14 protein-coding genes and 2 pseudogenes are annotated in these 12046 nt (G+C 56.3%); 2 read left to right on the top strand and 14 right to left on the bottom strand.

Features of this window, described 5'->3' with window-relative positions:
* Positions 1–7 precede the first annotated feature (7 nt).
* Positions 8–604: a recombination protein RecR gene (gene recR, locus H6973_16160; protein MCP5127119.1), complete on the top strand. Its 597-nt coding sequence runs from the start codon at positions 8–10 to the stop codon at positions 602–604.
* 215 nt (positions 605–819) lie between these two features.
* Here recR and tnpA read toward each other — a convergent pair.
* The 14 genes and pseudogenes from tnpA to rsmG all read right to left on the bottom strand — a co-directional run bounded on the left by tnpA (position 820) and on the right by rsmG (position 11149).
* Positions 820–1113 (bottom strand): annotated as a pseudogene (gene tnpA, locus H6973_16165) (IS200/IS605 family transposase).
* 105 nt (positions 1114–1218) lie between these two features.
* Positions 1219–1374: pseudogene (locus tag H6973_16170) on the bottom strand (transposase).
* A 173-nt stretch (positions 1375–1547) separates the two neighbouring features.
* A complete protein-coding gene (locus tag H6973_16175; GenBank protein MCP5127120.1) occupies positions 1548–1973 on the bottom strand; it encodes a F0F1 ATP synthase subunit epsilon in 426 nt (141 codons plus the stop codon).
* A gap of 60 nt (positions 1974–2033) precedes the next feature.
* A complete protein-coding gene (atpD, locus tag H6973_16180) occupies positions 2034–3410 on the bottom strand; it encodes a F0F1 ATP synthase subunit beta (GenBank protein MCP5127121.1) in 1377 nt (458 codons plus the stop codon).
* Between the two features lie 65 nt (positions 3411–3475).
* Positions 3476–4339 carry a F0F1 ATP synthase subunit gamma gene (gene atpG / locus H6973_16185; GenBank protein MCP5127122.1) on the bottom strand — a complete coding sequence of 288 codons (864 nt, stop codon included), beginning with the start codon at positions 4337–4339 and terminating at the stop codon, positions 3476–3478.
* A 12-nt stretch (positions 4340–4351) separates the two neighbouring features.
* Positions 4352–5911 carry a F0F1 ATP synthase subunit alpha gene (locus H6973_16190; GenBank protein ID MCP5127123.1) on the bottom strand — a complete coding sequence of 520 codons (1560 nt, stop codon included), beginning with the start codon at positions 5909–5911 and terminating at the stop codon, positions 4352–4354.
* Positions 5912–5926: 15 nt separating this feature from the next.
* Positions 5927–6502 (bottom strand): F0F1 ATP synthase subunit delta, encoded by a 576-nt coding sequence (locus H6973_16195; GenBank protein ID MCP5127124.1) that lies wholly within the window; start codon positions 6500–6502, stop codon positions 5927–5929.
* Between the two features lie 17 nt (positions 6503–6519).
* Positions 6520–6990, bottom strand: a complete 471-nt coding sequence (locus tag H6973_16200; GenBank protein ID MCP5127125.1) for a F0F1 ATP synthase subunit B — start codon at positions 6988–6990, stop codon at positions 6520–6522.
* 52 nt (positions 6991–7042) lie between these two features.
* Positions 7043–7330 (bottom strand): F0F1 ATP synthase subunit C, encoded by a 288-nt coding sequence (gene atpE / locus H6973_16205; GenBank protein MCP5127126.1) that lies wholly within the window; start codon positions 7328–7330, stop codon positions 7043–7045.
* A 106-nt stretch (positions 7331–7436) separates the two neighbouring features.
* Entirely contained in the window at positions 7437–8204 is a 768-nt protein-coding gene (gene atpB / locus H6973_16210; protein MCP5127127.1) for a F0F1 ATP synthase subunit A, read from the bottom strand.
* Positions 8201–8581, bottom strand: coding sequence for an ATP synthase subunit I (locus H6973_16215; GenBank protein ID MCP5127128.1), 381 nt, complete (start codon positions 8579–8581; stop codon positions 8201–8203). Before H6973_16215 ends, atpB begins: the two co-directional genes overlap by 4 nt.
* Before the next feature lie 222 nt (positions 8582–8803).
* Entirely contained in the window at positions 8804–9700 is an 897-nt protein-coding gene (locus H6973_16220) for a ParB/RepB/Spo0J family partition protein (GenBank protein MCP5127129.1), read from the bottom strand.
* The gene (locus tag H6973_16225) at positions 9697–10497 is read right to left on the bottom strand and encodes a ParA family protein (GenBank protein MCP5127130.1); all 801 of its coding nucleotides are present in this window, start codon (positions 10495–10497) and stop codon (positions 9697–9699) included. The genes H6973_16220 and H6973_16225 overlap by 4 nt, the downstream gene beginning before the upstream one ends.
* Before the next feature lie 19 nt (positions 10498–10516).
* Positions 10517–11149 (bottom strand): 16S rRNA (guanine(527)-N(7))-methyltransferase RsmG, encoded by a 633-nt coding sequence (rsmG, locus tag H6973_16230; protein MCP5127131.1) that lies wholly within the window; start codon positions 11147–11149, stop codon positions 10517–10519.
* 146 nt (positions 11150–11295) lie between these two features.
* Between rsmG and H6973_16235 the strand changes: the two genes are divergently transcribed.
* The gene (locus tag H6973_16235) at positions 11296–12039 is read left to right on the top strand and encodes a hypothetical protein (protein MCP5127132.1); all 744 of its coding nucleotides are present in this window, start codon (positions 11296–11298) and stop codon (positions 12037–12039) included.
* Positions 12040–12046: the final 7 nt, after the last annotated feature.

Consider the following 12046-nt stretch of genomic DNA (forward strand, 5'->3'; position numbering starts at 1 on the left):
AGGCTTTATGGCTGCTTCGCCACTGCTGAATCAATTGATGGCGGCGCTGCGTTGCTTGCCGGGCGTGGGGCCGAAGTCTGCCCAGCGCATGGCTTTGCACTTACTGGAGCGGGATCGCGACGGTGCTGAACGGCTGGTTGAAGCGCTGCGAACGGCGCTGGAGCGGATTGGCCGTTGTCAGCTCTGTCACGATCTGAGCGAGACGGAAATTTGCGCCCTGTGCGCTCATCCCGGTCGTGATCCTGCCCTGTTATGCGTGATCGAGACGCCGGCGGATGTGCTGGCGGTCGAACAGTCAACTGGTTTTCAGGGCCGATATTTTGTGCTGATGGGCCATCTATCGCCACTGGATGGGATTGGTCCGGCGGAACTGGGGCTGGAGGTGTTAGAAGCCCGTTTGGATGAAGGCGAGGTTTGCGAGATTATTCTCGCTACTAATCCGACCGTAGAAGGGGAAGCCACCGCTTATTACATTGCTGAACTGGCCCGCGAACGTGGCATCCGCGCGACCCGTATCGCCCATGGAGTACCGCTGGGCGGCGAGTTAGAATACGTGGATGGCGGCACCCTAGCGCATGCCTTCGCCGGTCGCCGAGAGGTGTGAGCGGGTTTGCAAAATGGCGTCAGCGAGATTGCCGTAATCTATACTGCTTTTCGACTTTACTATCAAGAGATGGGCAATGGTTTCCCTTCTTTTTTCATAGAGATAACTATTCATCGACAACTTTGCAGAGCTCCGACTCAACAACCACCGGCTGAAAGCCGGTGGGTTGAAGTAACGGACTGAAAGTCCATGTGCGCGTCGCCTAAACGACGCGCCTACGGTTCAACCCGAAAGTCACGCGCTGGATCCGGCTCAAAGTGATGCTCCAGGTACTCTTGAATCATCTCCTCCGTCATCTCTCCAACCGTCACGCAAAAATAGCCACGCGCCCAAAAATGCCGTCCCCAGTAACGCTTCTTCAATTCCGGGAATTCCTCAAACAACTTGCTTGATGATCGCCCCTTAATATGACGCATCATGTCACTGACCGATATCTCTGGTGGCGCTGAGACCAGAATAGGCACATGATCCTTGCTAACCACCCCTTTGATAATCCGAATCTCAAATGCGAATTAAGAGCTAACTAATATCCTTAAATATAAATATGTTACGTTACTCATCGAATTGCTGACGAAAATCCAGAAATCGGGTTTTCAACGAGTTGAGGATGAAGCTCTTAATTCGCATTCAAAGGCTTCACAGGTTTGCCGCACGCGTTCTCGAACGCGCTGACCGACATCCCCGATCCATACCCTGTAACGATACTTCATCACCCATACAAGATGATATTCAATTTTATAAACCGTGTGGCTCCCATACCGATAGTCCATCTCGACACTCCCCTGGCTCGTTGCTATGTGTCCAGCAACTCTACCCGCGTCAGGGCTGGAGATGAAATCTACCCGCCTAAAGGCGGGGGTTTTAACCTTACATATTGAAATAAAAAAAACCGTGACTTGCGTCACGGTCTAACAGGGTTCAAACAATTGTTATTATTGAAGGGTTACGACTTGCGCGTCTTACGCATTTTCTCAATGGTCTGCAGTTGCGCGATCGCCTCGGCGAGTTCCGCCTTAGCTCGGGCAAATTCAAAATCACTCTGATGATCGGCGATGATCTGCTCAGCGCGTTGCTTAGCGGACTGCGCAGCGACTTCATCCAGATCGCGCGCCCGCTCTGCAGTATCAGACAGGATGGTGACGACATGCGGTTGCACCTCCAGCAATCCGCCCGATACATAAAATAGTTGCTCCTCACCGCCCTGCAATTTGACCCGAACCTGACCAGGCTTCAACCGGGTCAACAACTGGCTGTGTCGGGGCAAAATGCCGAGTTCGCCCAACTCGCCCGGCGCGGTCACCATCTCGGCGGCGCCGGAAAACAGTTCCTTTTCCGCGCTGACGATATCGACATGCAGTGTCATAGCCATGGTGCGTCTCCTGATCGGTTGCACGTGGAAGGCGGTTCAGCGCGCCGAACCGCCGGCCCATTACAGCTTGTTCGCTTTTTCCACGGCCTCATCGATCGAGCCGACCATGTAGAACGCCTGCTCGGGCAGGTGATCGTACTCGCCGGCCACGATGCCCTTGAACGCGGTAATCGTGTCCTTGAGGGCGACATACTTGCCTGGCGAACCGGTGAACACTTCTGCTACGAAGAACGGCTGCGACAGGAAACGTTGCACCTTGCGGGCGCGGGCCACCACCAGCTTGTCTTCCTCAGACAGTTCATCCATGCCCAGGATGGCGATGATGTCCTTCAATTCCTTATAGCGTTGCAGCGTACTCTGCACTAAACGAGCGGTATCGTAGTGATCCTGTCCCACAACCAGCGGATCCAATTGCCGCGAGGTGGAGTCCAGCGGATCCACCGCTGGATAGATACCCAACTCGGCGATCTGCCGGGACAATACGACCGTCGCGTCCAAGTGGGCAAAGGTGGTGGCTGGTGACGGATCAGTCAAGTCGTCAGCCGGCACATACACGGCCTGAATGGAGGTAATCGATCCCACTTTGGTCGAAGTAATGCGCTCTTGGAGTACCCCCATTTCCTCGGCCAGGGTCGGCTGATAACCCACCGCCGACGGCATACGGCCTAACAGCGCCGAACATTCGGTGCCGGCCAAAGTGTAGCGGTAGATATTGTCAATGAACAGCAAGACATCACTGCCTTCGTCGCGGAAGGATTCCGCAATGGACAGGCCAGTCAGACCGACGCGCAGCCGGTTGCCCGGCGGCTCATTCATCTGGCCATAGACCAGCGCCACCTTGTCCAGTACGTTCGACTCCTTCATTTCATGATAGAAGTCGTTGCCTTCGCGCGTCCGCTCGCCCACACCGGCAAACACCGAGTAACCGGAGTGTTCAATAGCGATGTTGCGGATCAATTCCATCATGTTGACGGTCTTGCCCACGCCCGCGCCGCCGAACAGGCCAATTTTGCCGCCCTTGGCGAAAGGACAGAGCAGGTCGATAACCTTGATGCCGGTTTCCAGCAATTCGGTTGCGCCGGACTGATCCTCATAACTGGGAGCCGGTTGGTGAATCGCCCGATATGCGTCGGTCTCCACCGGCCCCTTGTGGTCAATGGGCGTACCCAGCACATTCATGATGCGCCCCAAGGTGCCCTTACCGACCGGTACGGTCACCGGCGCACCGGTATTGGAGACCATCATGTTGCGCTTCAACCCTTCGGAAGCGCCCATAGCGATGGTGCGAACGACGCCATCCCCTAATTGTTGTTGCACTTCCAGAATCAGCCCGCTCTCATCAAGGCGTAGCGCATCGTAGATTTTCGGCACCGACCCGCGCGGGAACTCAACGTCCACCACCGCGCCGATGATTTGCACAATATTGCCAGAACTCATTGTCTTGGGTTCCCCTTAAACTGGTTTCGCCGCGCGCCCGCCATTAGCAGGCGCCCGTCATGACCTCATACCGCCGCAGCGCCGCCCACGATCTCTGCCAATTCCTGAGTGATCGACGCCTGTCGGGCCTTGTTGTAGATCAGTTGCAACTCATCGATGATCGTACCGGCGTTATCCGACGCGCTCTTCATTGCGACCATGCGCGCCGCCTGTTCACAGGCGACATTTTCCACGAGAGCCTGATAAACCACCGACTCCCCATAGCGCCGCAACAGCAGCTCAATGAGTTCCTTGGGATCCGGCTCGTAGATGTAATCCCAGCGATGTTCCGGCGCTGCATCCTGCACCTCGGAGGTGATGGGCACTAAGCGCTCGATGCTAGGTTTTTGACTCATGGTGTTGACAAAGCCGTTATACACCAGATAGATCGCATCAATACGCTCCTCGCTGAACGCATCGACCATCACCTTAACCGGCCCCAGCACATCCTCGAAACGGGGCGCGTCCCCCAAGTGGGAGACATGGGCGACGATATTGCCCCGCAGTCGGCGGAAGAACTGGAACGCTTTGGTCCCGATGGTGCAAAGATCAATCTCAACACCGCGCTGCCGCCAGTCCTGCATGGAAGTGATGGCTGCCTTGAACAGATTCGTGTTCAGACCACCACACAACCCGCGGTCAGTGGAGATCACAATCAGACCGACTCGTTTAATCTCGCGCTCCACCAACCCCGGACTGCGATACTCGGTATGGGCATGGGCCAGGTGAGAGATGACGTTGCGAATCCGGCTCGCGTAAGGTCGGGCCGCTTGCATGCGCTCAAGAGCCTTGCGCATTTTGCTCGCCGCCACCATCTCCATGGCTTTAGTGATCTTCTGAGTGCTTTGGACACTCCTGATTTTGGTTCGTATCTCTTTGGCGCCTGCCATGCTGACACCCGTTTACCCGACGTAGTTGGCCTTGAAATCTTCTACGGCCTTCTTCAAGCCCGCTTCGATTTCGTCGTTGTAATCGCCTGTTGCGTTGATCTTATCGATCAGCGCCGCATGGCTGGACCGGGCGAACGCCAGCAAATCCGCCTCGAAATGGCCGATCTTGTTGAGCGGCACATCATCCAGATAGCCGCGATCCGCTGCGAACAACGAAATCGCCATTTCCGCCACGGACATCGGCGAATACTGCTTCTGCTTCATCAGCTCGGTAACACGCTGACCGCGTTCAAGCTGCTTGCGGGTTGCTTCGTCCAGGTCAGACGCGAACTGGGCGAACGCCGCCAGCTCGCGGTACTGGGCCAATGCCAAGCGAATACCACCACCAAGCTTTTTAATCGCCTTGGTCTGGGCAGCGCCACCGACGCGAGACACGGACAAGCCCGGATTGATAGCGGGACGAATGCCAGCGTTGAACAGGTCGGTTTCCAGATAGATTTGCCCGTCGGTGATGGAAATCACGTTAGTAGGCACGAAGGCCGACACGTCACCCGCTTGCGTTTCGATGATCGGCAAAGCGGTCAGAGAGCCGGTTTTGCCTTTCACTTCGCCGTTGGTGAGGCGCTCGACCTCATCGGCATTGATCCGGGAGGCCCGCTCCAGAAGGCGGGAGTGCAGATAGAACACATCGCCCGGGAAGGCTTCGCGACCCGGCGGACGGCGCAGGAGCAGGGACACCTGACGATAGGCCACCGCTTGCTTAGACAGATCGTCATAGACAATCAAGGCATCCTGGCCCCGATCACGGAAGTATTCACCCATCGTGCAACCGGAATACGGCGAAATAAACAACATCGCCGCTGACTCGGAGGCGCTGGCGGCCACCACAATGGTGTGCTCCATCGCGCCATGCTCTTCCAGTTTACGCACCACGTTAGCAATCGACGAATTCTTCTGACCGATCGCGACATAGATGCACTTGATGCCGGTGCCTTTCTGATTGATGATCGCGTCAATCGCCACGGCGGTCTTACCGGTCTGGCGGTCGCCGATGATCAGCTCACGCTGACCCCGGCCAATCGGCACCATAGCGTCGATGGCTTTCAAACCGGTTTGCACCGGCTGACTGACCGATTGGCGCTCGATCACGCCCGGCGCGATCACCTCGGTGGGCGCGGTCATAGTCGTGGCGATAGGACCCTTGCCATCAATCGGCTGGCCCAGTGCATTGACCACGCGGCCTAACAGCGCTTCACCGATGGGTACTTCCAGAATGCGACCGGTGCAAAGCGCTTTATCGCCTTCCGCCAGATGCTCGTAATCGCCCAGAATTACGGCGCCCACGGAATCCCGCTCCAGGTTCAGAGCCAGTCCATAGGTGACCGGATCGCCTTCCCGGGGGGATGGAAATTCGATCATCTCGCCTTGCATTGCATTGTCGAGACCATAAATCCGGGCGATGCCATCAGCCAGGCTGACGATGGTGCCTTCCGTGCGGGCTTCGGCAGCCGCCTGATAACCCTCAAGGCGTTGCCGAATCAGATCGCTGATTTCGGATGGTTTAAGTTGCATAAAACGGTATTCCCCTTAATGGCTCAAGGCCGTGACGAGTTTGTCCAGCCGGCCGCGCGCCGAACCGTCAATCACCAGATCGCCGACCCGGATGACCGCGCCCGCAATCAACGATTCATCAATCTTGCAATCGAGCGCGACATCGCGTTGAAACTTAATTTTTAGCGAGGCGATGACGCGATCGCGCTGGGCGTCGGTCACGGTGGCGGCGCTGATCAGTTCGGCGTGAAGAATGCTTTCGGCCTCGGCGCGCAGCCGCTCGAACAGAACGGCGATGCTGGGAAGCTGATGCAGGCGATGAAACTCCGCCAGCATCTTCAGAAAAGTGACGAAAGCTTCCGGCATTGCCTGGCCGCCCCGGACATCGCGGCACACCCCGGCGACCAACTCGGCTTTCTGATCACCGCGCATTCGCGGATTCCAGGGAGCGAGCAGGCGTTGCAGGGCAGGATCCGCAGCGATGACCGCAGCGGTCGAGAGCAGTTCCGACCAGAGCGGCAGGTTGCCGGTCTCCTGCGCTTCCTCGAACGCGGCGCGGGCATAAGGCCGAGCAGCGGTAGTAGGTCGGACGACGGTGGTGGTTTCAGCCATTGGCGTGGTCCGTAGAGTTAAAGCTGCGCAACCAGGTCATCCAGCAGAGAAGCATTCGCCGCTTCATCGGCTTCACGCTTGAGAATCTTGCTGGCGCCGGCGACGGCGAGACTGACGACCTGATGACGAAGCTGCTCGCGGGCGCGGTTGACCTCCTGCTCAATTTCCGCCTTGGCGGCAGTGAGCTGACGATCGCCTTCGGCGCGGGCATCCTGTTTTGACTGCTCGATGATCTCGTTAGCGCGCTTATGGGCCTGAGCGACGATCTCGGCGGCTTGCTGCTTGGCTTCCTTGAGCGTCTGCGCGGCCTTGGCCTGAGCCAGCTCCTGCTCGCGCACGCCGCGCTCAGCGGAGGCCAGGCCATCGGCGATTTTCTTCTGGCGATCCTGCATGGCCTGAATAATCGGCGGCCACACATACTTCATGGTAAAGAGCACCAGAAGGCCAAACGTGATCATCTGCCCAATGAGAGTGGCATTGAAGTTCACGCGGTTACCTCCTCAGTTGCACGAATTGGCGTGGGTCGGAAAGCTCTGAAGATCAATGGCCCAAAGCCTGCGTCACCGGACCGAGGAAGGGGTTGGCGAAGGTGAAGAACAGGGCAATGCCGACGCCGATCATGGTCACCGCGTCCAGCAGACCAGCGACGATGAACATCTTGACTTGCAGCGCGGGAATCATTTCCGGCTGGCGGGCGGCGCCTTCCAGAAACTTGCCGCCCAGCAGAGCAAAACCGATGGCGGTGCCTAGCGCGCCCATGCCCAGAATCAAGGCTACGGCGATGACGGTCATACCCTGCACGTTGGCAATCAAGCTTGCAGCTTCCATTTATGGTCTCCCGTTGAGAGGTTGGGGGTGTGAATGAAGAAAAATCGGAATATGAAGCCGGTCGCGCAACGACCGGGTTTCGCTGATAGACAACCTGTCCCTAAGCTTAGTGATCCTCGTGCGCCATGCTCAGATAAACAATGGTTAACACCATGAAAATAAAGGCTTGTAGAGTGATAACCAGGATGTGAAATACGGCCCAGGGCCAGCCAAGAGTAAACTGAATCCACCAGGGCAGCAGCGCGATCAGAATAAAAATCAGTTCGCCAGCATAGAGGTTGCCGAACAACCGCAGGCCAAGTGAAATAGGCTTGGCCAGATCCTCGACAATCCGCAACAGCAGGTTGAACGGCATGAACCATTTACCAAAGGGATGAGTCAATACTTCCATGGTGAAGTGCGCTGGTCCCTTGACCTTGATGCTGTAGTAGTAAACCAGCAACAGCACTGAAATCGACATGCCAAAAGTCGAATTCAGATCAGTGGAAGGTACCACCCGCAGGTAAGGGATGCCCAGCAAGCCGGCAACCGATGGAAGCAGATCGACGGGCACCAAATCCATGGCGTTCCATAGAAACACCCAGACGAAGATGGTCAGCGCCAATGGCGCAATCACCGGATTACGACCATGAAAAGAATCCTTGACCTGGGTATCGACGAAATCGATCATGATTTCGCAGAAGTTTTGCAAAGGCCCCGGCACATCGCTGGTGGCGAATTTCGCCGCTTTCATGAACAGCCACAGAAACAGCGATCCCAGACTGATCGAAAAAAACATCGTATCAAGATGAAGGGTCCAAAACCCCTCGCCAATCGTGAGATTGGTCAAGTGGTGGACAATGTATCCCGTTGCGGAATGACCACTTTCGCTCATAGCGTCCTCACCGAAGCATTGAAGGTAAAGGGTAATGCCAGCCAGTACGCCATCAACGCCGCGATGTACGCCACCAGAAGAGGAAGGGGAACAATCGGCAGCCAGAGCAGCGCAGCGCTGAACAGGAGGACGGTCAACAACAACTTGACGACCTCGCCGATATAAAACGCCCGGGCGACCTTGGCGGCGGGTGAGCCAATGCGTACTGAAAAAACTTTGCTGGCGAAATAGAAGGTGACCAACGTACTGATGCCGCCGCCGATCACTGCGGAATATGCCGCGCGGTGATCGCTCAGCGTCAGCGAGATCGCGGCGATCAACAGCGTAACGAGCAGTTGAATAGCGATGATGGTTCGGGTGACCTGTTTTGCGCCCATGATCATGATTCTAAATGATCCAAGCGCTTTGTTGTGCTGGACATGTTTGTAATCGTTATCTTTATTTAATTATTCGGGTCTTTTATCGCTTTTTCTCTAAAGCGTTCCGGCATTCGGTCTGACATTTCCTGCCCTCGATCCGGCTCTGCTTGTAGAGCACCCCAAAATTATAGGGAATATCGCGTATCAGGGTCAACGAAAATCACGGATGCCCTTGCTTGATTATTTGACCTTAGCGATGATGCCGTCCAGTTCATCCAGACTGTTGTATTGAATAACGACGCTACCCTTACCGGAAGCGCCATGCCGGACTCGCACCCGAGCGCCCAGCCATTCCGACAGATTATCCTGCAACAGGCGAATATTCGGATCAACCGCCGGTGCCGGCGCAAGGGTCTCAGCCTCTGGTTGTTGCAAGCGACGAGCCAGTTGCTCGGTTTCGCGCGCCGACAACCCGCGCAGCAGGACCTGATGAGCAGCTTCCCGCTGCAAGGCGGGCGGCAAGGGCAACAAAGCGCGGGCATGGCCCATGTCCAATTTGCGCTCCCGCACCAGTTGTCCGACTTCTTCGCTCAATTCCAGTAAACGCAACAGATTGGTCACTGTCGTCCGCGATCGCCCGATGGCGTCTGCGGCCTGTTGGTGGGTTAATTGAAATTCGTCGATCAATCGCTGCAGAGCGGCGGCCTCCTCCAGGGGATTGAGGTCTTCGCGCTGAATATTCTCAATCAGCGCCACGGCAATGGCGGCTCGGTCGGGTATCTCGCGAATCACCGCCGGCACCTCGCGCAAACCGGCGAGTTGCGCTGCTCGCCAGCGCCGCTCGCCCGCGATCAGTTCATAGCGGTTGCCATCCACCGGTCGCACCAGCACCGGTTGTACGACGCCCTGGGCGCGGATCGACTCCGCCAGTTCCTGAAGGGTATCCTCGCGTAAATCCAGGCGCGGCTGATAGCGGCCCCGCTGGATTTGCTCGACCGGCAGTTGTCGCAGGGTTTCCAGCGGCTCTGGAATGGAATCGTCCGCGGCATCCGTTGGCGCGTCTTCATCCCGGTTAGCGGCCGCCGCGCCCAACAGCGCATCCAGTCCTCGGCCCAGACCGCCCTTTCTGCGAATCATGCGCTGGCTCCACTTTCCACTTTCGCCGCAGGCCGCCGCAACCGCTTACGCACTTCCTTCGCTAGTTCCCGATAACTCTGCGCGCCGCGTGAATGGTCATCGTAATGAATGATCGGCAGCCCGTAGCTAGGGGCTTCGGCCAAACGCACGTTGCGTGGAATCAATGTTTCAAACACCGTTGCGCCGAAATGCTCCAGGATTTGCGCCGAGACATCATTGGCCAGCCGATTGCGCGGATCGAACATGGTGCGCAACACGCCTTCAATCCGCAAGCCAGGATTGGTCGATTTACGCACCTTCTCCACTGTATCCAATAGCGCCGACAAACCTTCTAGGGCGTAATATTCGCACTGCACGGGGATAATCACCGACTGGGCGGCGGTCAGCGCATTGACCGTCAACATGTTCAACGAGGGCGGACAGTCAATGAGAATGACATCGAAGTTCCACACCACCGGCGCCAGGGCTTCGCGCAGCCGACCAGGCGCATTATCGATCTGCAATAAATTGACTTCAGCGGCGGTCAGGTCGCCGTTGGCGGGCAACAACCGCATCTGGGCTTTTTCCACCCATTGCAAAGCGTCAGCCAAAGTCGCCTCGCCCACCAACACATCATAACTGGTGGCCGACACCGTGTGTTTGTCCACCCCGCACCCCATGGTCGCGTTGCCCTGGGGGTCGAGATCGATCAACAGCACCCCTTGGCGCAGCGCCGACAAACAGGCAGCCAGATTGACCGCGGTGGTCGTCTTGCCGACGCCACCCTTCTGATTGGTAATGGCGATAATATGGGCCATGAATTCAGTCTCGGGAATCTTAGGAAACAGGGGCGGGCGTCAGATGCACCAGATGGCGCTCGGCGTCCAGGCCCGGAATATGGAGTGGGTAAACACTGACCAGGCGGTAATCCGGCGGCAGACGAGCCAGTTCTTCATCGGGGAAAACACCCTTCATCGCGAGCAATCGACCCTGTGGAGCGCATAGTCGGCCCGCATTAACCAACAGGTCCGCCAACGTCGAAAACGCCCGCGATACTAATGTGTTAAATAAGGCCGTCGGCTGATAATCCTCGACCCGGCTGCGCACCACTTCAATATTGGCAAGACGCAACTCGGCGCTGGCCTGAATCAGAAACCGGGTGCGTTTACCATTGCTGTCCAACAGGCAAAATGTGCATTCCGGCCGAGCGATAGCTAATGGAATGCCGGGCAACCCGGCACCGCTTCCCACATCCAGCACACGCGGTACTTCAATCCAGGGCCAGATCGACAGGCTGTCCAGGATGTGCCGAACCACCATAGCTTCGGGATCGCGCACCGCAGTCAGATTGTAGGCGCGGTTCCAGCGCTCCAACAGCGTCAGATAGGTCGCCAGTTGTTCGACCGCGCCACTGGAAAGGGGAATACCCAGCTGTTTACTGCCGTCAATGATGGATTGCTCGATGCTCATGAAGCGTGGCGCTGGTTTGCGGGATTGTCTTTGCGGTTTTGAAAGCGGTTTGGATTGTACCATCGCCATTCTCGCAAATTGCATGATATTCATGATACAAGATGACGGACACCGTCGTCACGAACCTTACGCGAATGAGGTGATTCATGAACCCGATAATCGAATTGCTTTCCAACTGGATTCCAGTCAATGGCGGGATTGAATCCCTAGTTGAGAAATTGATTATGATTCAGCGGCATGATGTAACCCCTGGAAAGCTGATATCCACTAAAAACGCCAATGTCTCCTTGCAGGAAGTACCCACAACGACCAAGCCGAGTTCGGATATTGAGATAGGACAAATCAAATGGACTCACGGCTCGCCCAAAGGCGCCTGGGGAATTACTCGATGCCGCGCCGTGTTGCAATATATGTTGCCTCTAGCCAAGGATGGGAGCTATCCACCGATCCTGATGGGGATTCAACTGGACGCGGATATCACATTGAAACCGAAAAAGGAATTCAACGATATCAAGGATTTTACGCCCCTTTATCAGATGTTGCGCGACAATTATGGAGGAAACAAGGCCGAATTCTGCGCCGCTATGGCAACGAGAACCATCACTGAGTACAACAACTTCGGCACTGTGGATGGGGTTTTGTACCATGAGTTGTTGCACGTCATGCTGGCTAAAATCTTCGCCAAACAACTCCAAAAGTCGACGCTACAGAAAATGTCGGGCAGTGGTTATGAAACTCGTGAAAAGGCGCAGAAGGCGCTCTTGAAGATCGTCGATGAGGTTTGGAAGGATTGGCGGGGCTTGCTGCTTCACGATGCCGGCTTCCTCGATGAACGGTTTATTTGGGAAAAGGAATGCGCCTACTACATCAAACAGTACGAGAAAATCTGAAACGCTG

The sequence above is a fragment of the Gammaproteobacteria bacterium genome, assembly GCA_024235095.1.
Taxonomy (GTDB): Bacteria; Pseudomonadota; Gammaproteobacteria; order Competibacterales; family Competibacteraceae; genus UBA2383.